The organism is Arthrobacter sp. NPDC058288, from assembly GCF_042880995.1.
Lineage (GTDB): Bacteria > Actinomycetota > Actinomycetes > Actinomycetales > Micrococcaceae > Arthrobacter.
On sequence record NZ_JBHVYH010000001.1, the window covers coordinates 1779208 to 1803236 of the forward strand.

The 24029-nt window shown below is 62.5% G+C and carries 20 protein-coding genes; 11 read left to right on the top strand and 9 right to left on the bottom strand.

Annotation, left to right across the window (positions count from 1 at the left end):
* Positions 1 to 88: 88 nt before the first annotated feature.
* Together ACFVWT_RS08480 and ACFVWT_RS08485 are read left to right on the top strand one after the other, a co-directional pair.
* Complete coding sequence (locus tag ACFVWT_RS08480; RefSeq protein WP_390246935.1) at positions 89 to 958, top strand: PucR family transcriptional regulator; 870 nt, start codon at positions 89 to 91, stop codon at positions 956 to 958.
* A gap of 293 nt (positions 959 to 1251) precedes the next feature.
* Entirely contained in the window at positions 1252 to 2361 is a 1110-nt protein-coding gene (locus ACFVWT_RS08485) for a hypothetical protein (RefSeq protein WP_390246937.1), read from the top strand.
* Between the two features lie 872 nt (positions 2362 to 3233).
* Here ACFVWT_RS08485 and ACFVWT_RS08490 read toward each other — a convergent pair.
* The 9 genes from ACFVWT_RS08490 to ACFVWT_RS08530 form a co-directional block, all read right to left on the bottom strand.
* Positions 3234 to 4325 (bottom strand): nitrilase-related carbon-nitrogen hydrolase, encoded by a 1092-nt coding sequence (locus tag ACFVWT_RS08490; protein WP_390246939.1) that lies wholly within the window; start codon positions 4323 to 4325, stop codon positions 3234 to 3236.
* A gap of 180 nt (positions 4326 to 4505) precedes the next feature.
* On the bottom strand, positions 4506 to 5498 hold the full coding sequence (locus ACFVWT_RS08495; RefSeq protein WP_209745394.1) for a LacI family DNA-binding transcriptional regulator: 993 nt from the start codon (positions 5496 to 5498) through the stop codon (positions 4506 to 4508).
* Between the two features lie 149 nt (positions 5499 to 5647).
* Positions 5648 to 6361: a gluconate 2-dehydrogenase subunit 3 family protein gene (locus tag ACFVWT_RS08500; RefSeq protein ID WP_011691772.1), complete on the bottom strand. Its 714-nt coding sequence runs from the start codon at positions 6359 to 6361 to the stop codon at positions 5648 to 5650.
* 38 nt (positions 6362 to 6399) lie between these two features.
* Entirely contained in the window at positions 6400 to 8052 is a 1653-nt protein-coding gene (locus tag ACFVWT_RS08505) for a GMC family oxidoreductase (RefSeq protein ID WP_209745400.1), read from the bottom strand.
* 43 nt (positions 8053 to 8095) lie between these two features.
* Positions 8096 to 9046, bottom strand: coding sequence for an aldo/keto reductase (locus tag ACFVWT_RS08510; RefSeq protein WP_390246941.1), 951 nt, complete (start codon positions 9044 to 9046; stop codon positions 8096 to 8098).
* Positions 9047 to 9090: 44 nt separating this feature from the next.
* Positions 9091 to 10155, bottom strand: coding sequence for an ABC transporter permease (locus ACFVWT_RS08515; protein ID WP_209745405.1), 1065 nt, complete (start codon positions 10153 to 10155; stop codon positions 9091 to 9093).
* A gap of 38 nt (positions 10156 to 10193) precedes the next feature.
* A complete protein-coding gene (locus ACFVWT_RS08520) occupies positions 10194 to 11777 on the bottom strand; it encodes a sugar ABC transporter ATP-binding protein (RefSeq protein ID WP_245199180.1) in 1584 nt (527 codons plus the stop codon).
* A gap of 60 nt (positions 11778 to 11837) precedes the next feature.
* Positions 11838 to 12932, bottom strand: coding sequence for a sugar ABC transporter substrate-binding protein (locus ACFVWT_RS08525; RefSeq protein WP_390246944.1), 1095 nt, complete (start codon positions 12930 to 12932; stop codon positions 11838 to 11840).
* Between the two features lie 744 nt (positions 12933 to 13676).
* Positions 13677 to 14783, bottom strand: a complete 1107-nt coding sequence (locus ACFVWT_RS08530) for a LacI family DNA-binding transcriptional regulator (protein ID WP_390246946.1) — start codon at positions 14781 to 14783, stop codon at positions 13677 to 13679.
* 209 nt (positions 14784 to 14992) lie between these two features.
* On the opposite strand from ACFVWT_RS08530, the gene ACFVWT_RS08535 reads away from it, so the two are divergent.
* The 9 genes from ACFVWT_RS08535 (at position 14993) to ACFVWT_RS08575 (ending at position 23879) form a co-directional block, all read left to right on the top strand.
* Positions 14993 to 15478, top strand: coding sequence for a hypothetical protein (locus ACFVWT_RS08535; RefSeq protein ID WP_390246947.1), 486 nt, complete (start codon positions 14993 to 14995; stop codon positions 15476 to 15478).
* Between the two features lie 50 nt (positions 15479 to 15528).
* Complete coding sequence (locus ACFVWT_RS08540) at positions 15529 to 16689, top strand: substrate-binding domain-containing protein (protein ID WP_209745418.1); 1161 nt, start codon at positions 15529 to 15531, stop codon at positions 16687 to 16689.
* A gap of 53 nt (positions 16690 to 16742) precedes the next feature.
* Positions 16743 to 18251: a sugar ABC transporter ATP-binding protein gene (locus ACFVWT_RS08545; RefSeq protein ID WP_390246949.1), complete on the top strand. Its 1509-nt coding sequence runs from the start codon at positions 16743 to 16745 to the stop codon at positions 18249 to 18251.
* A gap of 3 nt (positions 18252 to 18254) precedes the next feature.
* Positions 18255 to 19241: an ABC transporter permease gene (locus ACFVWT_RS08550; RefSeq protein ID WP_011691762.1), complete on the top strand. Its 987-nt coding sequence runs from the start codon at positions 18255 to 18257 to the stop codon at positions 19239 to 19241.
* A 5-nt stretch (positions 19242 to 19246) separates the two neighbouring features.
* Positions 19247 to 20401 (top strand): Gfo/Idh/MocA family protein, encoded by a 1155-nt coding sequence (locus ACFVWT_RS08555; RefSeq protein WP_390246951.1) that lies wholly within the window; start codon positions 19247 to 19249, stop codon positions 20399 to 20401.
* The gene (locus ACFVWT_RS08560; protein WP_390246953.1) at positions 20398 to 21213 is read left to right on the top strand and encodes a sugar phosphate isomerase/epimerase family protein; all 816 of its coding nucleotides are present in this window, start codon (positions 20398 to 20400) and stop codon (positions 21211 to 21213) included. The genes ACFVWT_RS08555 and ACFVWT_RS08560 overlap by 4 nt, the downstream gene beginning before the upstream one ends.
* Positions 21214 to 21288: 75 nt before the next feature.
* Positions 21289 to 22461: a Gfo/Idh/MocA family protein gene (locus tag ACFVWT_RS08565; RefSeq protein WP_209745424.1), complete on the top strand. Its 1173-nt coding sequence runs from the start codon at positions 21289 to 21291 to the stop codon at positions 22459 to 22461.
* Positions 22462 to 22575: 114 nt separating this feature from the next.
* Positions 22576 to 22851 carry a putative quinol monooxygenase gene (locus tag ACFVWT_RS08570; RefSeq protein ID WP_245199688.1) on the top strand — a complete coding sequence of 92 codons (276 nt, stop codon included), beginning with the start codon at positions 22576 to 22578 and terminating at the stop codon, positions 22849 to 22851.
* Between the two features lie 26 nt (positions 22852 to 22877).
* Positions 22878 to 23879, top strand: a complete 1002-nt coding sequence (locus ACFVWT_RS08575; RefSeq protein WP_390246955.1) for a sugar phosphate isomerase/epimerase family protein — start codon at positions 22878 to 22880, stop codon at positions 23877 to 23879.
* Positions 23880 to 24029 lie beyond the last annotated feature (150 nt).

Sequence of the window (24029 nt, forward strand, 5' to 3'; positions counted from 1 at the left end):
TGGCGGGAAACCGCCCGCACCGGTCCGCGAACCGCGAAGGCTCGTTGCGCTTGCCGTTTCACACGGCGAGGTGTTGGGAGCTATTTGTATGCTGGAAACCGACAGGCCGGTAACAGCCGCCAACGTCTTCGCTTTGAAGTACGCAACACGGCTCTTGGAGGTCGAGTTGTCGCACCGCCGCAGCCTGGCCCGGCTGGAACTGAGGCCGGGGCGCGACCTGGTGGACGAACTCGTGTCCGGAATGGATGGCGCGACCGCACGCGTTCGTACCGAGGCATTGGGATATGACATTAGTGGTCCGCAGCACGTCATCGTGGCGGAGTGGCAGCCGCCAAGAACCGACGATACTGTCGTGGTCGCACTGCGCAGGACGTTGTTGGAACTTCGTTCATCCGCGCTCGTTTCACGGCGCGCGGACATGGCTGTTGCCGTGGTTCGTGGAGATCCGTTGGGTGCCGAGGTCTTTTCCGTTGTCGCCAGGACCCTACGAACTGCCACCGGGGCCATGGGCATCGGCGGTCCAAGCCTGGATGTCGCCCAGATTCCGCGCTCCTTCTCGGAAGCCCTGCAAGCGCTGCACATTCGGGCCGGTTCAATCGATCGCTACGGTGTCACCCGCTTTGATCAACTGGGGATCTACCGCATTTTGGAGACAGCTGGAGGCGAACCGGATCTGGCGGGCTATGTCGACGAGTGGCTCGGTAACCTTCAACGCGCCGACGCCAGCCGGGGGTCTGACCTGGTGCAAACCCTGGCCCAGTACCTGGACCACGGCGGCAACTATGACAGTACGGCCGAGAGCCTGAGCATCCATCGAAGCACTCTGCGTTACCGCCTGAAGTCGATCCGGCAGATCAGCGGCTTCGATCTTGCCGATCCCGAGACCCGACTAAACCTGCACGTCGCAACGCGTGCATGGCGCCTTCGTCCGCACGGCGCCCCGTTTCACGTCCCATAGCAGGCATCAACAGGCCGAACAGCCGCGGTGAAGGCGGTGCCGGCTGACCTGCCGGATTCGAATATCGGCAGTTCTGGACGGGCGGGGCTATGCCACTTCCATGGCGCCAGAGGAACTCCTGGGTGAGGCCGCGGCCGTCAGCCCCCGACCGAGTGGGCGGGGGAAGCCTGTAGGGCCACGGACCGCGGCGGCCCCGAACAGACCCCACGGAATGAGACATCGGAAACCCGTGTCCACTGCGACGGCGACCTCCAAGTCGCTGGTCATGGACACTGAATCATAGGAGTCAGGGTGTGCCGGAAAGTTCGGGCGACGTGAACCCCACCATTGCCCGTACGCTGGGCGTTCTCGCCGAGCCGGAGGTCACCGCGGAGTTTGCCGAGCGTAACGGCCGCGAAGTGGGCCTTCTTCTCAACCTTGCCGATGAGCGCCACGACTGGTCTGTGGTGATCGAGTACCAGGATTTTACGGCTGGCAATGGGTTGGCGCCGATGCTGGAGTCCATGGCGAAGCACCGGATCCTCCGTGCATGGGATGTCATGGTGTGCCTGACCGATCTTCCGATACGTTTCGAGGGCCGGACGGTGGTCGCGGAAGTTGCGCTTGGGGAGCCGATCTCCCTGGTGTCGTTGCCCGCGCTCGGCGCCGTCAACATCGACCGCCGGGTCCGCACTGCCGTCGCCGACCTCGGCTGGGCGATGCACCGCCATTTCGATCCCGAGGATGACGCCGGGGAATTCGGTCCGCCCTCCCTGCACCAATCGCGGCATATCGAGACCGCTGTTCTTGACGACGGGCCGATTGGATTCCGCTATGTCTCAGCGACCCGCCTCGGCCGCGGGCGGTTGCTGGCGGGCATGCTGCGGGCGAACCGTCCTTGGCGGCTGGTCTTCGGATTGAGAAGCGCAATGGCTGCCGCAATCGCCACGGGCGCCTTCGCGCTTGTCACGGACACAATATGGCAGCTCGCAGACCTGCTGGGGGCACCGAGGTTAACGTTGCTGATGGTCCTTTCGATTGGTTCGATGGTGTTCTGGATCATCACCCAACACGATCTGTGGGAAAGCCCCCGGCGCGACGATTCCCTCGAACGATACAAGGCTTCCCTATATAACATCTCTACAGTGTGGTCGTTGGTGATCGGCGTCGTGATCAGCTACGTCCTGCTGTTCGTGGCTGTGCTGCTGGCCGCGGCGTTCACAATCGACGATGTCTTATTGGCGCTGACCCTGAAACATCCCGTGACTTTTTGGGACTTTGTGGAAGTCGCATGGATGACGACATCGGCGGCGCTCATCGGTGGTGCGTTGGGCTCGGGATTCGAGTCAAAGGACGACATTCTACGGGCGGCCTACGGCCAACGGGAACGTCATCGCCGCCAGTCGATGGACGCAGGCGATTAATCCGGCCTTGCCGGAGGCACGTGCGGGGCAAAATCGTCGCCCGGATGCCCGGAGGCAGCTACGCTCGATTCGTCCCGAAGAGTCACTAAGTGGGGCCAGAAATAACCGTCCTACCGGGGCCATCCAAACCTGTCACAGCCACTCGCCCGTGCGCCGCGACCATTGACCGGTTGACCGGTTGACCCGTAAGGGCACCATCATCGAAAACCGTACCGGCTCCTACCGCTTCGCTCACACTATTGCACAGGCCATTCCAGGCTCGGATACTCCCCCGGCGGTCCAGCCGTCATGGCTGCCTGATCCACGCCCCTATCCCGCAGCCTGTAAGGGTCGGCGCGCCAGATCTCTCCCGAGAGGCCACCGATCTGCCTTCCTTCCGAGGCATTGGTCACGATCAGCTGCCAAGTCCGTGCCATTGACCAGTGGACTCCACAACCACGGGACCGGCCTAATATGGGGCCCGGGCAATCCCGAAGGGATAGGTCTTTTCTACTACCCGGCGCCCGGGCAGGGATCCCCCCGTTCCACGTCCGGTTCCAAGGCCCAGGCCGCCCGATGTAACACATTCGAGAGTCGGCCACGGAGGCGGCTGACTCGTCTACGGTTTCTCATGGCGCCTCCGGGTTCGATTACGGGGGCCCCGGGCAACGCACTGAGGGCTTCGGTATTGATAGCGCCGAGGAGCGGGTAGGCCAGCTGGGAATAATCCATTGTCTTCTTCTTGTCTCGCCAGGCGGCCGCGGCCGACAACGACCACAACCGACCGGTAACTAAGTCTGCTTATCATATTGTGAATCGTTCAGCCCAGAAACAGCCGAGCCACAAGAGTTGGCCGGGGTGCGCGAAACGCGCTCCCCGGCCAACTTCCCTACTTATGCCCTGTAGCCCGAGGGCGGTGTGAGCACGCCGCGCTCGATGAGTTTCTCGATATTGGCGGCCCGCGTTGAGTCTTCCCGGGCGAGCCAGCCCTCGCTCGGGGGTGCGTCGAGGTACTGGTTCTTCGGGTAAATCGGGTTGTCGTAGATGACCCGGTACTGCTCGGTGCGCAGGTCCTTGAACTGGTTGTACAGGCCGTTGGCGACCCGGGCCCGGCGGAGCGCTTCGATGTCGATTGTGGTGCAGACGAACGAGTCGCCCGAGGTCCAGCCCTGCTGCTTGGTGAGGATCTGCCCGCGCGGACCGACGATCATGGACTGGCCGCCGAACAGGTCCTGCATGCTCCCGTCGTCGCGGACTTCGGGCCCCAGGTTCGGAGCGACGACGTACGCCGAGTTGAACATCGCGTGTGCCCGGTTCTGCAGTTCCCACATGCCGTTTTGGACGGCCGGCTCGATTAGGGTGCCCCGGATAATGATCTCGGCGCCGTTCATCGCGAGCCCACGCGGCACCTCGGGGTAGACACCCTCGTGGCAGATGGCGTACCCGATGTTGCCGATCTCGGTCTTAGCCACAGGGAAGATGGCGTCCATTGCGTTGCCGTTTCCCTTCTTTTCAATCCACTCGTCCCACACGTCGTGTGGGTTCATGTTGCCGAGCATGCCGCCTTCGTAGGCATCACTGGTGGCCTTGTAGCGCTTGTGTATGATCTCGCCCTGCGGATCGATGATGAAGGCGACATTGAAGTGGCGGTCCGGGAAGTCCTCGTCCTTGACCATGTACAGCTCGGCAGCAATGTAGGTGTTGAGTTCCACGGCCTTCTTCGCCAGCTCGTCCGTCTCCGGACCAGGGATCGTCACGGCAAAGTGGGCCTCCTTCTCGCGGTTCCCAGGCGTGTTGGCCATCATGCCCTGGATCGCCATCTCGGGCAGGACTACCAGCTTGACCGGTGAACCTTCCCAGGCGCCGACCATGACCGCCGTGTCGATGAATTCGTTGATGCGCTTGACGTTGGCGACGCCGTCGCCGGGATTCTTCACATTGATTGTCCGCGGCGAAACCGCAACGACGACAAATGGATCGACCATTGTTTTCTCTCTTTTCTCTTCTTTGAGTACCTGAGTTAGCGCTAACTCACGATATTCCGATTAGGTGGGAAATTGCAAGACCTTTGGGTTCATAGCTTTCAAGAAGCGGCTAGGGCCCTCTTCAGTTCCCAGCCAAGGAGTTCAGCCCCGAGTAGGACTGTAGGTAGTCAGCGGAGTGGTTTAGCGCTGACTTGGGGGTGGCGCTGTGGTGTCGCGGAGTACCAAACGCGGTTCCAAAAGAGGGATATCTCCCTCAGCCTCGTCTTTTATCATGGCCAAAATGCGACCCACAGCAATGTGGCCGATGGCTTCGAAATCAAGCCTTACGGTCGTTAGTGCCGGACGAAAGAAGGGCGCTTCTTTGACGTCGTCAAATCCCACGACGCTGACATCTCCCGGGACGTCGCGCCCGGCCTCGTCCAGTGCCTTGATCACTCCCAGCGCGAAGGGATCATTGGCGGCGAAGACTGCTGTGACGTCCTCCCTTGCGGCGAGCTCACGGCCGACGCGATATCCCTCGGCGGCTGACCAGTCGGTCGTTGCGATCGGCGTCGGAACGAAACGTCCAGACGCCCCCAGTTCCGCTGCCCATCCCTGGACCCGGGCGGATGTTGCCATCCATCCGGGCGGGCCTTGGACGTGCCACACTGTTTCGTGCCCGAGGTCCAGCAAGTGGCGCACCACCATCCGGGCACCACGTACTTCGTCAACGGAAACGCTTGTCGGGCTCGGGTGCGATCCTTGCTGGAACGTCACCACGGGGACACCGATGTCGAGGTCCTCGAGCACAGTGATCGCATCCAGCAGGGGCGCGAGCACGATCACGCCGTCAACCGTGTCCGAATTGATGGATTCGAAGGCAGCCCGGATATCACGGCGTTCGAGACTGGCCAGAGTGACTAAACGCGTCGCGTAGCCATGTTTCCGGGCTTCCTCGGAGATACCGTACAGGGCTACCGTGGGTCCCAGGACAGACAGTTCGAAGCTGACAACACCGATCGTCATGGTCCGGTTGCTGGCGAGAGCCGCGGCCGCGGGATTTCGACGGTACCGCAGTTGGGCGATTGCGTGTTCGACGCGTTCACGGATGTCCGGATCGACATTGGTCGCTCCCCTGACAACCCGCGACACCGTCTGCTGGGACACCCCGGCGAGCCGGGCAACGTCGGACATCCGGGGAGCCTTTGACCTGGAGGCCAGCCGCTCCCCGCGCCCATTGGAGTTTCGGGCGTTTGAGGGAGCGGGGGTCGTGGACACATCTACATTATCCCCGGATACCCCCGGGCAGCCACGGAACGTGGCTCCGGTCGGCGCGCCAACTGTCACGGGCGCCGGTACCGCAGGACCTCAGGATGCTGGTCGTATGGCCACTCGGCTCCCTCCACCATGTACTTGCGGGTGGTGTAGGTGCCGTCCATGGTTGAGGCCAGCGACGGAGGTCCATCGAAGCCGATGACACCCCAACCGACGCGGTTCTCGTTCCCTCCGTACACCGGGTCGCCGTAAAACCCCTGACGGGTGTTAAGCACCAGAAGCGGGAAGAACTCCAGAAAGTCCTCGTTGACCGGTTGGTTTCCTGCCGGCGCGCCCCCAAGGCCAACCTCGGAGTGCTCCAGTGAAAAAGCGTTGGGCTTGGCCAAGCCCGACAGCGTCTCGAGCACCGCGTCTTGGTCCGCTTCCGTCAGTTCGATGAACTCGGCGTCTGCACGCTCTTTCGCCAGCCGGTCCAACTCCACAACGCCCTCGCGGTAAAACTCCCGGCGCTGCTTGATTCGCTCCTGCCATGCGGCCTCCTCGAGGCCCTCCATCCGGAGGAACCCGTTGCCGTCCGCTGCCGGAAAGATGAACTGCGTTCCTGCGAGCATCCGGTCAATGAAGCGGACCACCCTGGCCTCGCGCGCACCCGGGTGGTGGTCGGCGGGGATAATCCGGGCCGACGCCGCTTCGATCGTGTTCCACTCGTGCTCGGTAAAGAAGACCGGCCCGTCCACGTCCCGTGTTGAGATGGGTACCGTAGCCCATTCCGCCTGTCCCATATGGCATCTGTCCTTTCGTGTCCTGTATGAAGTGCGAATCAGTTGTCGGACCAGCCGTGGCGGTCCACCTGGAGGATATGGTCAGAGCACCTCCAGGCGTTGGCCATGATCGTCAGGGCCGGGTTGATGCCGGTCGCCGTCGGGAAGAAACTCGCGTCGAAAACGTAGAGGTTTGGTACTTCATGCGAGCGGCACCAGCGGTCCACGACGGACGTCGCCGGATCATTGCCCATCCGGGCGGTGCCCAGTTCATGCGAGGTGTTGCCCGTGATCCGTTCCATATTGACCGGAATGACCTTCTTCGCCCCGGCAGCCTCGAGGATTTCCCCGTTCTTGGCAACCTGCCAGCGTTCCTGGGCAAAGTCGTTGGAGTGGGGCGTGTGGGTAATACGGGCCACCGGAAGACCCCATGCGTCTTTGACGTTCGGGTCAAGGTCGACACGGTTGTCCTCCACCGGCAGGTCGTGCAGGAGGACACCGATTTTCATGCTGTGGTTGAAAAAATCGCGGTCGGCGTCCTTGGCCGCCTGGCCCCACGTAGGCCGGCCGGGGAAGCTCCAGTTCACCGGGTGGCCGATCATTGACGGGAAAATCAGTGATCCCAGGATGTGGCCCCGGCTCTCGTCCGTCTCGTAGAAGTCGAACGAACACAGGCTCATGTAGTGGCCCGCCCACCCGTAAAGCGGGTCGCTGACCTCGCGGTCGAACAAGCCGACCGAGAATGAGTACTGATGGAAGGTGGCGTTCTTACCCACCATGCCGCTGCCGTTGCCGAGTCCGTCCGGGAAGAGCCCTGACTTCGACATGAGCAGCAGGCGTGGGGTTTCGATGCCGCCGCCACAGACGATCACGGCTTTCGCGTGCTGGACGAACTCGTCGCCGTCCTCGTCCTGGTAACGGACACCGGTGGCGCGGCCGTCCTTGCCTACGAGTATCTCGCTCACGTAGGAATCGGAGCGGAGGTCATAGCGCCCGGTCGCAACCGCGTCCGGAATGAAGCTGATCAGCGTGGATGACTTGCCTGTTCCCGGGTCCGGGTACTGCTGCCAGAAGCCGTTCTCACTGAATGGCTGACGTCCCCGATAGGGTTCGGTGACCATGCCCTGCGGCATGGGGAACGTGCCATGCCCGAGCTTTGACATCGCGGTGGCGAAGGTCCGTCCAATCTGGCTCAGCGGTGATGGCTTGGTGGGGTAGCCGCGGCTGCGCCACGCTTCCCACTTGTTCGCTCCGGCAAGGCCCGACGTGCCGAACTCCCACTCAACGCGTGTGTAGTACGGCTCCAGTTCGTCATAGGAGATGGGCCAGTCAACCAGGCTTGCGCCCGGAACATCGCCGTGCAGGCTGCGCAGCTTGAAATCGCTCTCCGCCATACGCGGAACCATGCCACCCCAGTGGGTGGTGCCGCCGCCGACGACCTGCGGCGTGGCGGAAAAGTTGGTGATTTCCGCCTCTACCTTGTCGTTTGGGCGGTAGGTCCGCGGTTTGATCTTCGGGTCCTGCCAGATGAAATTCCGGTTGAGGAACTTGAGTTCGTCCCCCGAGGCGTGCTCGGGCTTTAGCCAGGGCCCACGCTCGAGGCCTACCACCTTCAGGCCGGCCTCCGACAGCACCTTTGCCGCGGTTGCCCCGCCGGCGCCCGCACCGACGATGACGACATCTACCGGCTCAGGCTGCTTCTTCCTGGTCATTGCTTCGTTTCCTTTCGTAAATTCCTGCTACCCGCCCCGGTAGTTAGACCGTCACGGCTTCGATGCCGTTGCGTCCCTCGCGTGCAAGGGGCAGGAGCTGGTCCCAGAGTTCCTGGGGGATGTCGTGGTTGAGCAGGCCGAGGGTCTCCTCGACCCGGCCCGGCTGGGACATTCCGACGATGGTCGACGCCACGCGCTCATCACGGACCGAGAATTGCAGGGCAGCTGCTGCCAGCGGGACGCCGTGCTGCCCGCACAGTTCTTCCATGCGCAGGACCCTGTCGATCGTCGCCTGGTCCACGGGCGCGTAGCAGTACCGCGGGACGGCCCTCGGTCCCTTGACGAGCATCCCGCCGCCGAACGGGGCGGCGTTGACGAAGGCGACTCCGCGGCGGGCCGCGTCTTCCAGGAGCGGCTCGGCGGTCTGTTCAACGAGGGTGTAGCGGTTGTGACTGATGACGGCGTCGAATGCGTCCGTGGCCAGGTACTGCAGCTCCAGGTCGATCGGGCCCCCGGCTACGCCCAGGTACTGGATAACACCCTGGTCCCGGAGATCGATGAGGGCTTCCAGCGGTCCGCCCTTGGCCACCCCCTCCTCGAAGGAGATCTTCTCGGGGTCGTGCAGGTAGACGAGCTGGAGTTTATCGAGGCCGAGGCGCTCGAGGCTCTCCTCGATTGAACGGCGGACACGGTCCCCGGAGAAGTCGGCGCTGCCGGGAAGCGGGTCGACCTTCGTGGCGACGACGTAACCCTCGGGGATGCCGCCGCGCTCGGCGATGGCCCGGCCAATCCGCTCTTCACTTGCACCCCCGCCGTACTCATTCGACGTATCAATGAAGGTAAAGGGCCCGTCGAAGACACGCTGAATAGTAGCGACGGCGGTGTCTTCATCGACCTCGTAACCGTATTGGGCGGGAAAGCTGCCGAGCGCACTGGTACCGACACATATATCGGAGACGGTCAGGCTGGTGCGGCCAAAGGGGCGAATGGACATGGTTCCTGCTTTCTGGAGCTGAATGGGAAGACGGGGGTAGGCGGTCAGACGGCGCGGGTGCGCGGGAAATGTTTCGAGAAGAATCCGGAGATCCTCTGGACGCCGCCTGCGCTGGAGAGGAAGACGGCGAGGATGATGACTGCGCCCTTGATGACCAGCTGCGGCTCGGAGGAGATCCCGACGAGGTTCATGATGTTGATGATGGTGGTCAGGATGAACACCCCGATCACCGCATTCAGGGGATCACCCTTTCCGCCCATGAGGGAGGCGCCGCCCACGACGACGGCTGCGATGGCGTCGAGCTCGTAACCTACACCGATGAGCGAGCTTCCCTGCCTCAGCTGGGAGGCGGCGATGAGGCCTGCCAGGCCGGCGAGCACCCCGGAGATGGTGTAGGTGATGATCAGGTTCCGTGCGACCGGCAGGCCCGAAAGCCGCGAGGCTTCAGGGTTGCCGCCAATAGCGTAGAGCGAGCGGCCGAACGTAGTGTATTTGGCCACGAGCGCCGCGGCCACGGCCACGATAATGAAGATCAGGACGGGGTGGCGGATCCCGAGGAAGCTGCCGCGGGAGAAGGTCTCAATGATCCACTGGTCGCGGATCTCGATCAGGCTTGTTGACTGGATGATGTAGCTGAAGCCCTTGACGGCGCTCATCATGGCGAGCGTGGCGATGAACGGGGGGATGTTCAACCAAACGACGAGGATGCCGTTGATCAGTCCGGCTGCAGCGCAGCAGGCAAGCACGAACACAACGGACGCGCCGGCGGGCATCCCGGCCTGCAAGGTCAGTGCCGTGATTACCGTGGACATGGCGAGGATCGAGCCTACGGAGAGGTCAATTCCGCCCGTCAGGATGACAAAATATTGGCCGATCGCCAGCACGACGACGATCGAGGCGGCCGTGATCACGTTCTCGGCATTGCGGAACGTCAAGAAGTCGTCGGAGACGTAGTAGCCCACCGCGATGATCGCGAGAAGCACGAGGATAAGGTAGCTCTTTGGCAGGGCGCGGAGGGCGCTGCCCCGCAGTCGGGAGCTGATACTTGCTGAGGGCGATGGGGAGGGCGCGCCGCTCTTTGGCGGCAGGGACGACAAGGTCCGGGACATGGTTGTACTCCTGAATAGAAACTGATTGAGGGGGGCCGTCAGGCGAAGCGCTCGAGAATGGCGTTGCCGGAGGGGTCGATGTCGTCGTGATCGAGTTCGGCGACGACTTTGCCGCGCGCCATCACGAGGACGCGATCGCACATCATCGCCTCCGTAATCTCCGAGCTCGCCACCACGACGGTTCCTCCCGCCTGGGCGAACTCGCGGATGAGCTCGTACATGTCCTCCTTCGCCCCGACGTCCACGCCGCGGGTTGGTTCGTCGCACACGAGGATGCGCGACTGGCGGACAAGCCAGCGGGCCAGGATGGCCTTCTGCTGAGTTCCCCCGCTCAGCGTTTTGAGCGGTTGGTGCACCCCGGATACCTTCATGCCGAGCCGGGCCACCATCTCCCCGGCCACACTGCGCTCCCGCCGGGACTGGATCACGCTCAGCCTGCTGAATTGCGGCAGGCTGGCGAGCGTGATGTTGCCTGCAACACCCATGTCCGGGATGAAGCCCGCTGCCTTGCGGTCCTGCGGCAGCAGTCCGATCCCCCGGCGGATCGCGTCGCGGGGGGCACGGAAGTCCACCGCTTTCCCATCGACACGGATCTCGCCGGAGGTCCGCCTTCTCGCACCGGCGATGAGGCCGGCCAGTTCTGACTGGCCGCTGCCGATGAGCCCGGAGATGCCGAGCACTTCGCCTTCACGCAGCTCGAACGACACCCTGTCCACATGCCCCTGCTCGGAGAGGTCGCGGGCAGAGAGAATGACATTCTCCCGGGGACCGGCCCCCAGGCTGGGCGAGCGTTCCCCGCGGAGGGCCGCATCGGCAATGGAGCCTTCAAGGCTCTTTCCGACCATTGCCGTGACGACGTCGGCGGGCTTGGAACTTGCCGTTATCAGGTCGGCGGCGTTCACGCCATCGCGCAGCACGGTGACGGCGTCACAGAGCGAAAACAGCTCATCCATGCGGTGCGAAATGTATAGCAGCGTCACGCCTTGTTCCGAAAGGGAGCGGAGGACGGTGAACAGCCGCTCGACATCGGGCAAGGGCAAGGTGGAGGTGGGTTCATCCAGGAGCAGGACCCGGGCGTCCTTGTGCAGGGCCTTGGCCAACTCCACGGCCTGTTGTTCCGCTGTGGAGTAACTTCCCACGGGGCGGCGGACATCGAGATGGAAACCTACGCGGTCCAGCGCGGTCCGGGCTTCGGCCTGCATGCGCTGCCAGTCGACGGAGGCCCCCGCCCGTCGAGGCAGCTGGCCAAGGAAGATATTCTCCGCCACCGAAAGGGACGGCACGAGCGAGAGTTCCTGGTAAATGGTGTGGATCCCGGCGCGCTGGGCGTCCATCGGATCACGGAAGCGCTGAAACTCGCCGCCAAGGCGTATGCTTCCGCTGTCCGGGGACTCCGCTCCGGAGAGAATCTTGACGAGTGTCGACTTGCCTGCGCCGTTCTGCCCGGCAAGTGCATGAATGGATCCACGGGCGACGCTGAAGCTGACTCCCTTCAGCGCCTGGACGCCAGGATAGGACTTGGTGACGCCATCGAGCCGCAGCTCCGAAGCGCCGTCGTGGGTGTCTCGTGCCGTCTCCGCCGCTGCGGTGGAAGGCGAGACCGGGTTATGGGCGAGCATCATGCTCCTTATATAGGGCTCTGGATGGATCGGCCGGCCGCGGGGCGGCGCCGGTCAGGGAGCTCAGTTTTTTGCGCGGACGTAGGTGTCCGAGGGGACGTAGTACTCTGGCGCCTCGACGGGCGTGATCACCGTCGTGTCGATGTAGTTCGTCTTGTCCGGGCACTGGGACTGGTCGCCATTGAAGGCGGCAAGTGCCATCCGTACGGCGGCAACTCCCTGGTCCCACGGCTGGTTGGACGCGTCGGCCTGCAACGGACCCTTGGGGTCGTCCACCATTTCCTTAATGGCTCCCATGCCGCCGTCGTAGCTGGCCATGATGATCCCGTCGCCCCAGAGCCCGGCCTGCTGAAGCCCCTGGACAATGCCGCCGTGCATGACGTCGCTCATGCTGTAAATGACCTTGAGGTCCGGGTTGGCGGTGGCAACGTCCCGGATCGGGGCGAGCGCCTTGTCCGGCTTCCACTCCCCGTACTTCGTTTCGAGCTTCACCGTGGTGACGCCCGGGTGCTTTTCCATCACGCGGTTCCAGCCAGCCATAAAGCCGTTAAACCGCAGGTCGCTCAGCACGTCACCCGGGAAGCCTCCGATACCGACAAGCTTGATCTGGCCGTTGTCGCCGTACTTCTCGAGCGCCTTCTGGGCAGCGACTTCCCCGGCGAGTGAACCGGTATGTTCCTGGTCCTCCGCAACGTAGCAGAACATGTCTGGGACCAGCGACTTATCCAGACTTGAGTTGACGGTGACGACAGGTATGCCTGCATCCTTAAGCGCTTGAACTGAGGGGCCGACGCCGATCGGGTCGTTCGGGTTCATGACGACGACGTCCACGCCCTTGGTGATGAGGGTCTGCACGTCAGCGTTCTGCCGGACGGTGTCACCATTAGCATCAAGCAACTCGAGTCGCGCCCCGACCTTGCTTGCCTCGGCCTGACCGCCCTCGACAAGGGTCTTCCACCAGTCACTGCCGCTGATGCCTCGCTGGCTCCAGCCGATGACCAGTCCCTTGCCTGTTGCCTTCGCCTCCTCATCGGCGGCGGCGGCCGTCCCACTCTTGCAGCCAGCGAGTCCGAGCGTTGCGACAGTCAGGATTGAAGCGCAAAGGGCCGCCGCGGCCAGCCTACTGCTCCGACGGGTTCCAGTTTTGGTTCTTTGCATGAACAACACTTCCTTGTGTTCGTGAGTGCCCCAGTTTGGGGCTTCGTGAGCTAAGTTACACCGTGAGTTAGCGCACTATCAAGAGCTTTCAAGAAATATGTTAAGGACTTCGAATCTCGCTGGCTAGGGATCAAGATAAGCGCAAGCAAAGGGATTTTACTCATTGTCTGGTACTCAATTTAGCCGTAGCATTGTTGAGTTACCGCTAATTCAAGCCCTCCAGGGGAGCTGCCGGAAGGAGGGGTTGCGCCCGGATACGGGAGGCGAGGCTCGCTCCGGCAGCAACCCGAGCGACATGGGGAACGTGGCCGCCTCAGGCGGTGTGGGCGTATCTTTCGCGGATCCAGGCAAGCCGTTAGGCGTCGATCCGTGACGGGTCCTTCAGGGTGAATTCATTGTGCCACCAGTAGGCCGACGCAGGCTCGGCTCTGTGAATCCGCGCCTATTCGAGTTCCCTAGTCAGGACAGTGCTGACCAGAATCGCACCACGACGGGGATGGATACCAAGAAACGCACGCCCGTGGACTGCGTGGAACGACGACACGTTCTCCTACAGCTCACACCCCCGCCAGCGCAGATATCTTGTCCAGAAGCGAACCGTATACGGTGGAAGAATTCCGGCCGCCATCAATGCGTTCTCTTGCTGTGCGAGGCATTTCATCAACCATACGACCGAAGGACGCAGCACATACTCCGACAACGCGAACGGTCGTCAGACGGGACTAACCGGATGCATGCTGCCGCTCACGTTTTGTTTGGAGGCGTTTCAGGTGTGTTTTGGTGAGGTGCTTTGGGGGTGGCACGAGTGGCGCTGTTGCGCACTACAAGCGTCGGCGTGATTGGCGTACGGTCGACGTCCCGGCCCTCCATGGCACCGAGAAGCACCTCCGTGCTCATAAGTGCCAGCGCGGTAAAGTCCTGGCGCACAGTGGTCAGGGGCGGCAGGAAATAGTCCGACCCTTCGATGTCGTCAAATCCGACGACACTGACATCGTCCGGGACACGGACGCCATTTTCGGCGAAAGCGCGAATAAGCCCAAGGGCGGTATGGTCGCTGGCTGCGAAGATCGCCTGAGGGATCCTTCCCTCCCGGACGAGCCGGAGGCCGGTCTCGTAAGCCCATTTGGGGCTCCAGTCGCCCTCGATGCACAGTCCTGGTGCAAGTCCGGCATCACGAAGCGCGGCCTCCCAGCCGCGCTTGCGTACGCGTCCGTCGAACCAGTCCATGGAGCCGGCGAAGTGGGCGATGTCGGTGTGGCCCAGGTCTATGAGGTGCTGGGTGGCCAGCCTCGCTCCGAGCTCCTGATTTTCTGAGTATGTGAAGACGTTTGGAGTTGATGATGCTCCGGCGGCAATCATCTCCACTGGTACACGGCATGAGGCGTTCCAAACAGCTGCAGCCATGTCGACGAGAGGTGCGATGACTATGATCCCCCCGACACCGGTATCGTCCAGGGTGTCGAGGGCAGCTTGCACAGACTCTTCATAGGGTTTTTCAACACTGATGACGGTTGTGGCGTAGCCCTTCTTACGCGCAATGTTCTCAAGGGCCATGAGCGTCCCGACAGGGCCGAATCGTGGCGAGCCGTCCGAGAGTATGCCGATGGAAGTTGACCGGCTGGTGACCAGCGCGGTCGCGGCCCGATTCCGCCGGTACCCGATATCTTTAACGATCTGCAGAACTCGCTCGCGAGTTGAAGCACTGACGTCCGGCGCGTTGTTGAGGACTCGCGAAACAGTCCCAAATGAGACACCGGCGATTTGCGCCACATCGTTGATAGTCGGCTTCCGCCGCAAGGAAGTGTCCGGAAGCCGCTCATTCGCCTCGCGGGGGATCGCTGTGCCTCTCACGTGCTCTCCTGTCCTGCACTGGCCGGGCCGAGTCCGCGGTCATTCCGTGCTTCTTAAGCTTACGTCGCCGCGCGCCTCCGGAACCTCATATCAGCCAGCGACGTGATGCTTGACACAAATCTCCGTAAACGTTTACGATATGGAGCGTAAACGTTCACGGTACGTCCGTAAACGTTGACGGAGACAGACTTCAACGAAGAGGGAACGGTATGAGCAACACCATCGTCGATGCACTTTTACTCGATCCCGGCGTTGGCATTCGAAATATTGACCCCGCCCAGTGGGCCAATTTGGAAATGCTCCTGACGGACGCAGCACGTGATGATCTCGCAGCCGCTGTCCGCACCTTCGTCTCCGCAGGCTCCTCGGCCGTCGTCGGCGTCTTCGATGACAATCGCCTTTGGGCGAGCCTGGTGGTCTCCGTCGACCAATCAGGCGCGCCGACGTCACTGTCAACCATTGACGGCTCGGTCACCGAGACAGCCGGCGCTGAAATGACCAAAGCGGCAGGCGAGGCGGTCCGGTGGGTTCAATCCCATCACGGACCGTGTTCCCTAGGCCTCTTCGTCGACAAAGTGCGGGCAGAGGCGGTCCTGACGTCGTCAGACAAGGCCGCTGCTATCCGCACGGCCGCCGCCGCCGGCGGGCTCGTCCTCTCGCCGGTTCCCCCGGCCCTCGCCATAGCCCTGGCCTGACCCAACACCACCATCCCACCTATCCATCCACCCACAAGCACTGGAGAACAATGATGATCCGCAGGCTTCCCATTGTGGCCTTGGCCGCAGCCCTGTCCCTTTCCGTCGCTTCCTGCAGCAGTTCGACAACGGGCACCTCAAACGCTCCCGATGCAGGGGTGTCCGAGAAAGCCCAGCAGGCCCTTGACAAGATCAAGGGACAGGTCCTGAGCAAGGGCCCCAACGGCGAGACGCCCTCCCCGTCATCCGTTGCGGATCTGACGCCCGACGAGATCGAGAAGGTCAAGGCACTCAACGCCAAGGCCGCAATCGTGATGCACTACGGCGGCAACGACTGGGCAACCGCCCAAACCAACGGGCTTAAGAGCGAATTCGAAAAGCTCGGTATCAAGGTAATCGCCACAACCGATGCGAACTTCAAGCCGGATAAGCAGGTTTCGGACATCGAGACTGTCATGACGCAGAACCCGGACGTCATCGTCTCCATCCCCACGGACCCCGTGGCAACGGCCTCCGCCTACAAGAAAGTCGCGGCCGCCGGAACCAAGCTCGTCTTCATGGACAACATTCCCCAGGGGCTGACTGCCGGCAAGGACTACGTCTCTGTCGTCTCCGCCGACAATTACGGCAACGGCGTCGTTTCCGCCCACCAAATGGCCAAGGCCATCGGTGGCAAGGGAAAGATCGGACTCGTCTTCCACCAAGCCGACTTCTTCGTGACCAAGCAGCGCTATCAGGGATTCAAGGAAACGATCACCAAGGAGTACCCCGACATCAAGATCGTCGAGGAAAAGGGCATCGCCGGGCCGGACTTCGCAGGAGACGCCCAGGCCGCTGCGAACGCCATGCTGAGCAAATACGCCGACCTGTCGGGCATCTGGGCGGTCTGGGACGTCCCCGCAGAAGGTGTCATGGCCGCAGCCCGTGCTGCAGGCCGACAGGATTTGAAGATCGCCACTGAGGACCTTGGCAAGAACGTCGCCATCGCCTTGGCCAAAGACCAACTCATCGTCGGCCTCGGGGCCCAGGTTCCGTTCGACCAAGGCGTTACGGAGGCCCGGCTGGCCGCAGGAGCGCTCATCGGGAAAAAAGCGCCGGCATATGTGGCGCTGAGTGCACTCCCCGTTGACCATTCCAACGTCCTCGAAGCCTGGAAGCAGGTTTACCACGAGGACGCTCCCAAGGACATTCAAGAGTCCTACAAAAAGTAGCCAGACCCGAGGGCGGGGCACCCACCCTCCCCCACTGTCCCGAAAGGGCAACAATGAACACCGCAGACAATGTCGTCGAGATGCGCTCGATTTCCAAGGGCTTCAACGGGGTTTCAGTCCTGAAGGATGTCAGCTTCGACGTCCGGAAGGGCGAGGTCCACGCCCTCGCAGGAGGCAACGGGGCCGGGAAGTCCACCCTTATGAAAATCCTCCAAGGCGTCTATCAAGCAGACGCCGGCGAGATCCTCATTGGAGGCAAACCGGTCGCCATCAACTCGATCCAGGACGCGAAGTCCGCCGGCATCGGGATGGTTTTCCAGGAATTCAGCCTCGTACCGAGCCTGACTGTCGCTCAGAACATCTTCCTTGCTGCTGAGCCGCTCGGGGCGGGCGGACTCATCGACGACCGCGCCTCGGAGCGGCGGGCCAAGGAGATCTTCGCCGAGATGGAGGTAAAGGTCGACCCCCGTGCCGAAGTCTCCCGGCTCGGCACGGCCTACTGGCAGCTGACCGAGATCGCCAAGGCACTCTCGCAAAACGCCCAGGTGCTCATCATGGACGAACCCACCGCCAGCCTTGCCCGGCACGAGTCCGAAGCGCTCTTCGAACTGATAGACCGTCTCAAGCAGCGCGGCATCTCCATCATCTACATCTCCCACCGCATGGACGAGGTATACCGTCTGGCCGACCGGATCACCATCCTGCGCGACGGTCGTCGACTCCTCACCGAGCCGCTGACCGGCGTGACACCCGAACAGATCGTGGAAGGTATCGTCGGCAAGAAGATCGAGGGCCAACTTGCCTACCGCGAGCGGGACCAGGTGGCTCATGACAGCGCCCCGCTGCTGGAGGTCCAGGGGCTGAACGCCGGGCCGCGGGTAAGGGACATCTCCTTCTCGCTTCGACCCGGTGAGATTCTGGGCCTGGCCGGTCTTATGGGTAGCGGTCGCACAGAACTGGCCCGCGCACTCTTCGGCATCGACCGGCGGGACAGCGGTGAGATCTTCATCCGGGGGGAGCGAATCAATCTGACCTCGCCGCAGCAGGCCATCACTGCGGGTGTCGCCCTCATCCCGGAGGACCGCAGGGCCCAAGGTCTCGTCTTGGAGCACTCAGTCCAAGACAACCTGCTGCTGCCGCTGCTTGGCCAGATCCAGCGAGGACCCTTTCTTGACGGTGCCAGGGGCAAGGAGTTGTCCTCTTCGCTGATCAAGAGGTTCGCAGTAAAAGTCGCTCACCCCCACCGACCGGTGCGGCTGCTCTCGGGCGGCAACCAGCAGAAAGTGGTCATCGCCAAGTGGCTGGGCACTGATCCGGACATCCTGATTCTGGACGAGCCAACGGCCGGCGTTGACATCGGCACCAAAAGCGAAATTTTGGACATGATCCGCGAGTTGGCAAGCGCCGGCAAAGCCGTCATCGTCATCTCTTCCGAGTACCCCGAACTACTCGCGGTCAGCGACCGCGTCCTCGTCCTTAAGGACGGCTCCATTATCCGCGACATCCCCCGCAGCGAGATCGCTGACGAGGAATATCTCCAACTTGCAGTCCAGGGAGTCTGAACAGTGAGCAAGGCAAACACCATCGCGCCCCGGGACACCGCGGCACCACGCAATTTCGGCACCATCCTGAAAGAACTCGACTGGCGACGTTACGTCATCTACATCGGCTTTGTCGTCGTCTTCCTCTTCTTCGCCATTCTGCTCCGCGATCAGGGCTTCCTGTCGCCGAACAACCTGCTGAACATTTTCCGGCAAACTGCCACAATCACCGTCATCGCCGTAGGTATGACATACGTCATCTCTTGTGCAGAAATCGACCTAAGCGTCGGATCGGTGGCCGGGTTGTCCAGCGTCTGCACGGCCATGGCGTTGTCCCAGTGGGGCCTGATCCCCGGAATCCTCGCCGGCCTTGCCGTCGGCCTCGTGGTCGGGTCAATAAATGGCGCACTGGTCAGTCTCCTTGGCATCCCCTCCTTCCTGGTGACGCTCGGCATGCTGGGTATCGCCGTCGGAGTCGCCCAGTGGATCACGGCCTCAGCCCCCCAGCCGATCCTGAATGACACCTTCAACATGCTGTTCGGATCCGGTGACTTCGGCCCCGTACCGGGCCTGGTTGTCTGGAGCGCTATCTTCGTTGCCATCGGCGCCGTCGTATTGAACCGCACCAAGTTCGGCCGACAGGTCCTAGCTACCGGCGGTAACCGCAACGCCGCGGAATTCACGGGCATCAACACCAAACGAATCAAATTCCAGGTGCTCCTCATCTCCGGCATGGTCGCGAGCGTTGCCGGCATGCTGTACGCCGGCCGCCTCCAGTCCGGCCGCTTCCAGTGGGGATCGGGCGATGAGCTCTCCGCCATCGCCGCCGTCATCCTCGGCGGGACAAGCCTGTTCGGCGGATTTGGCTCCATCATGGGAACGCTCTTCGGCGCCCTCCTGATTGGCTTGATCAACAACGGACTGATCCTGGCCGGCCTCGACAGCAGCCAGCAGCAGGTGGTCCGCGGCGCCATCATCATCCTGGCCGTCGCCCTCGCCCGGAAGAAATAGCACCCGTGACCTTAAAACTACGAGCCGGAATTATCGGTACAGGATTCATGGGCTCCGTCCACGCGCACGCAGTGCGCGCAGCGGGGGGCGAAGTCAGTGCAGTCGCCGGGCGCAGTCCGGCTGCCGCTGAGGCAGCCGCAGCCGGACTCGGCGCCCGAACCGCGGCAGAGTCCCCCGAGGCGCTGATCGCAAGAGACGACGTGGATGTCGTACACATCTGCACCCCCAACACCACTCACGCCGACCTCGCACGCAAGGCCATCGCAGCCGGGAAAGCCGTGGTTTGTGAGAAGCCCCTCGCGACCAGTGTTGAGGACGCCCTCGAACTGACCGACCTCGCGGACAGGGCAGGCGTCGTCACGGCTGTGCCCTTCGTCTACCGGTTCTATCCGGCCGTTCGCGAAGCACGCGATCGTATCCTCCGCGGTGACGCCGGCCAGCTTTGGCTGCTCCACGGCTCGTACCTTCAGGATTGGCTGGCCGGCGCAGACGCCACAAACTGGCGGGTCGATTCGACGCTCGGAGGAGCCTCCAGGGCATTCGGTGACATCGGCGTGCACTGGTGCGACCTGATGGAATTCACCACAGGGCACAGAATCACCAGACTAGTGGCCAAGACCAGCCGGGCTTACGACCAACGCGAAACCGGAGGACAGTTGTCCTCCGTGGCTACCGAGGACGGGGCCGCGCTCCTATTCGAGACCGACCACGGAGCCACAGGCTCCCTGGTAGTCAGCCAGGTGAGCCCGGGCCGAAAAAACCGCCTGTGGTTCTCCTTCGACGGGACCGAAGCTTCATTCAGCTTCAACCAGGAGCGGCCGGACACACTTCACATCGGCCGCACGGACTCCAGTGCCCAAATCGCCGTCGGACCGCAAACCCTCACCACCTCTGGCGGACGCCGCTACAACAGGCTCCCCCCGGGTCATCCGCAGGGATACCAGGACAGCTTCAATGCCTTTGTCGCGGACGCATACGCAGCCGTCCAGGGTCAAGAACCCGAAGGGCTGCCCACCTTTCGGGACGGACTCCGGGCAGCCCGCCTCACTGAGGCACTGGTTACCTCCGCCGCCCGGCAGGTGTGGGTCAACGTCCCCGGACCTACATCCCCCTCTAATATTTCCAACCTTCCTTCGGAAGTTGAAAGGCAAAAGCAATGAAACTTGGTTACTGTTCCATCACTTGGGGCGGCGTTGTCGGCCATCCCGGAGGCGTGACAAGCGTCAAAGACCTCTTCTACCTAACCCACGGATCCATGAAGGACGCCATCCACGACATCGCATCTGTCGGATACGAAGGCGTCGAGATGTTCGACGGCAACCTTGCGGAATACGCAGACAAGCCCGAGGTGCTTACAGAGCTCCTGAACAGCTCCGGGGTCTCCCTGACTAGCGTGTATACCGGCGCCAATTTCATCTATGCCGACATCCTTCCCGATGAACTGCACAGAATCCACCGCTCTGCCGAACTAGCAGCGAACTTCGGAGCTGACCGACTGGTAGTCGGAGGTGGAGCACGGCGCGCAGCAGGTACCACAGACGAGGACTACCACCGCCTCGGCCGGGCGCTGGACAGCGTGACGGACATCGCGGAAAGTTTCGGGCTGTCAGCAAGCTACCACCCGCACCTGACCACGATCGTCGAAAGCCCGGACGAGCTGGACAAGCTGATGCCGCTGACCCGAATCGGCTTCTGCCCGGACACCGCCCACCTCGCGGCCGGCGGAGCGGACCCGGCCGCGGTCATCCGGAAGTACCCCGACAGAATCCGACATGTCCACCTCAAGGACTTCCGGCAAGACCCGTTTACTTTCCTCCCCCTGGGCCAGGGAGAACTCGACTTCCCGGACATCCTCGCCGCAATCCGAGAGAGCGGATACGACAGCTGGCTCATGGTCGAACTCGACAACTACGACGGGGACCCCCGGGAAGCTGCCGAACTGAGTATGAAGTACCTCGAGAAGCTCCTCTAACCATCCACCACTTTGACCGCAAGGGAAAGCCACAATCGGCACCTCCCGCTTTCTTCCGGAAGGAACAAGATCCAGATGCAAAACCTCAACGTCGGCCTCATCGGAGGCGGCTTCATGGGCAAGGCCCACTCCCTCGCTTACGCCGCCATGCCCATGTTCTTTTGGCCAGCACCGGCGCTCCCGGTCCGCAAAGTCATCGCTGAAGCCAACACGGAACTGGCTGCTGAAGCGGCCCGCCGCTTCGGCTTCGAGAACTCCACTTCGGACTGGCGCAGCATCATCGACGATCCGGACATCGACGTCGTAGACATCGCCACGCCCAACCACCTCCACGCCGAAATCGCCATAGCCGCCGCCGAAGCAGGCAAGCACATCATCTGCGAAAAGCCGCTTGCACGCACAGGCGAAGAAGCCAAGGCTATGTACGATGCGGTCAAAGACGCCAATATCGTCCACATGGTCGCATTCAACTACCGGCGGACCCCCGCAGTCGCGCTGGCGAAGAAATACATTGAGGAAGGATCCATAGGCCGCATCCTCAGCTTCCGCGGAACCTACCTGCAGGACTGGAGCGCCGACCCCAACTCCCCCTTGTCCTGGCGTTTCCAGAAGTCGGTCGCCGGTTCCGGCGCCCTTGGCGACATCGCAACACACGTCATTGACATGGCCAGGTATCTTGTCGGAGAGTTCAGCGCCGTCAATGCCGTCCTGTCGACGTGGATCCCGGAGCGCCCCCTCCAAACGGGCGGTGCCGATGCACTTGGCACCGTTCGCGGCGGTGAAGGCCCGCGTGGCCAGGTTGACGTCGACGACGAAGTCATGACGATGATCCGCTTCGCAAATGGAGCCGTGGGATCCGTCGAGGCGACACGTAACGCGCATGGGAGGAACAACTACATCACCTTCGAAATCCATGGAACGGAAGGCAGCATCGTCTTCAACTACGAACGACGCGACGAGCTGCAGGTGTGCTTCGCTTCGGACCAGGCCGACCGGCGGGGATTCCGGACCGTGTACACGGGGCCGGCTCACCCATACGGAGAAGGCCTCTGGCCCATTCCAGCTCTAGGCATCGGCTATGGGGAAACGAAGATCATCGAAGCGTACGACTTCTTCAAGGCCATCGCAGAAGGCGGATCAGTAAGCCCCAATTTCGCCGACGGCTACCAGACCGCGCTCATTGACGACGCCATCGTCGAATCCGCTCAAAAAGAGTCATGGGTCGCGGTTCCACTGATCACCGATTGATCCTCTTGGGAGGGACGGCCAAGAACCGTCCCTCCCAAACTCACCGACCATCACTAAGGAAGAAAGATGCTTAATTCCCTCCCGGCCCGCCAAGAGACGGCAGGAGTCTGGCTAATGCCGGTTTTCGTCGCCAAAGCGGGGCACGAAGTAGACCTTCGAAACGCCCTTCACTCTCTCCAGACGCTAAGCCGAAACGACCCAGGATGCCTGGAGTACACCGTATTCTCGGACGGGCAGCGGCCCGGCACCTTTATCCTCTTCGAAGGCTGGGCTCGTAACGAGGATCTCGAAGCTCACAACGAAGAAGTCCATGTAAAGGAATTCTTGACAGGAGCGGAACCGCTGTTAGCTGTTCCTTTCGCCGTGACTCCGCTAACGCCTCTCACCTAACATTCCAACTCACCTGAAGGACTGACATGCCCCGCCCGTACACCCTGTTCACCGGCCAGTGGGCCGACCTCCCCTTCGAGGAAGTCGCCCGCCTGGCCTCCGGCTGGGGCTACGACGGCCTCGAAATCGCCGTCTCCGGGGACCACCTCGACGCCTGGCGCTGGGACGAACCCGGCTACGTCGAGTCCAAGCTCGCCGTCCTGGAGAAGTACAACCTGAAGGTCTGGGCCATCTCCAACCACCTCAAGGGCCAGGCCGTCTGCGATGACCCCATCGACTTCCGCCACGAAGCGATCGTCGGATCCAAGGTCTGGGGCGAAGGCGACCCCGAAGGCGTCCGCACCCGCGCCGCCGAAGAAATGAAACACACCGCCCGGCTCGCCAAAGCCCTCGGCGTGGACACCGTCGTCGGATTCACCGGCTCCTCCATCTGGCAGTACGTCGCGATGTTCCCGCCCGTCCCCGAAAAGGTCATCGAGGCCGGCTACCAGGACTTCGCGGACCGCTGGAACCCCATCCTGGACGTCTTCGACGAATGCGGCGTCCGCTTCGCCCACGAAGTCCACCCCTCCGAGATCGCCTACGACTACTGGACCACCGTCCGCACCCTCGAAGCGATCGGCCACCGGCCCGCGTTCGGGCTGAACTGGGATCCGTCCCACTTCATGTGGCAGGGCATCGATCCCGTCTCCTTCATCTGGGACTTCAAGGACCGGATCTACCACGTGGACTGCAAGGACACCAAGCTCCGCCCCACCGGCCGGAACACCGTCATGGGCTCCCACCTGCCCTGGGGCGACCCGCGCCGCGGCTGGGACTTCGTCTCCGCAGGCCGCGGCGATGTGCCCTGGGAATCGTCGTTCCGGGCCCTCACCGCGATCGGCTACCACGGCCCCATCTCCGTCGAATGGGAAGACGCCGGCATGGACCGCCTCCACGGCGCCCCCGAAGCCCTTGCCGCCCTGAAGAAATTCGACTTCCCCGCCTCCCAGACCAGCTTCGACGCCGCCTTCAGCAGCAAGGACTGAAGTTATGACCGTTCCCCCTCGCGTTTCGGCGGGAGAGGTCTTCCAGCATTTTCGTGGCTCGTCACCGTTGACCCGTGCCCGGCTTTCAGAACTGACTGGCCTTTCGCGGGCCGCAACGACAGACAGGATGAGAACCTTAGCGTCGCGGGG

Bases quoted from the DNA above. Each gene is read 5' to 3' on its own strand.
- ACFVWT_RS08515 (WP_209745405.1), bottom strand. From the start codon at position 10,155: ATGTCCCGGACCTTGTCGTCCCTGCCGCCAAAGAGCGGCGCGCCCTCC.
- ACFVWT_RS08570 (WP_245199688.1), top strand. From the start codon at position 22,576: ATGCCGGTTTTCGTCGCCAAAGCGGGGCACGAAGTAGACCTTCGAAAC.
- ACFVWT_RS08505 (WP_209745400.1), bottom strand. From the start codon at position 8,052: ATGACCAGGAAGAAGCAGCCTGAGCCGGTAGATGTCGTCATCGTCGGT.
- ACFVWT_RS08500 (WP_011691772.1), bottom strand. From the start codon at position 6,361: ATGGGACAGGCGGAATGGGCTACGGTACCCATCTCAACACGGGACGTG.
- ACFVWT_RS08520 (WP_245199180.1), bottom strand. From the start codon at position 11,777: ATGATGCTCGCCCATAACCCGGTCTCGCCTTCCACCGCAGCGGCGGAG.
- ACFVWT_RS08490 (WP_390246939.1), bottom strand. From the start codon at position 4,325: ATGGTCGATCCATTTGTCGTCGTTGCGGTTTCGCCGCGGACAATCAAT.
- ACFVWT_RS08565 (WP_209745424.1), top strand. From the start codon at position 21,289: ATGCAAAACCTCAACGTCGGCCTCATCGGAGGCGGCTTCATGGGCAAG.
- ACFVWT_RS08480 (WP_390246935.1), top strand. From the start codon at position 89: ATGCTGGAAACCGACAGGCCGGTAACAGCCGCCAACGTCTTCGCTTTG.
- ACFVWT_RS08495 (WP_209745394.1), bottom strand. From the start codon at position 5,498: ATGTCCGACGTTGCCCGGCTCGCCGGGGTGTCCCAGCAGACGGTGTCG.
- ACFVWT_RS08545 (WP_390246949.1), top strand. From the start codon at position 16,743: ATGAACACCGCAGACAATGTCGTCGAGATGCGCTCGATTTCCAAGGGC.
- ACFVWT_RS08535 (WP_390246947.1), top strand. From the start codon at position 14,993: ATGAGCAACACCATCGTCGATGCACTTTTACTCGATCCCGGCGTTGGC.
- ACFVWT_RS08560 (WP_390246953.1), top strand. From the start codon at position 20,398: ATGAAACTTGGTTACTGTTCCATCACTTGGGGCGGCGTTGTCGGCCAT.
- ACFVWT_RS08525 (WP_390246944.1), bottom strand. From the start codon at position 12,932: ATGCAAAGAACCAAAACTGGAACCCGTCGGAGCAGTAGGCTGGCCGCG.
- ACFVWT_RS08575 (WP_390246955.1), top strand. From the start codon at position 22,878: ATGCCCCGCCCGTACACCCTGTTCACCGGCCAGTGGGCCGACCTCCCC.
- ACFVWT_RS08540 (WP_209745418.1), top strand. From the start codon at position 15,529: ATGATGATCCGCAGGCTTCCCATTGTGGCCTTGGCCGCAGCCCTGTCC.
- ACFVWT_RS08510 (WP_390246941.1), bottom strand. From the start codon at position 9,046: ATGTCCATTCGCCCCTTTGGCCGCACCAGCCTGACCGTCTCCGATATA.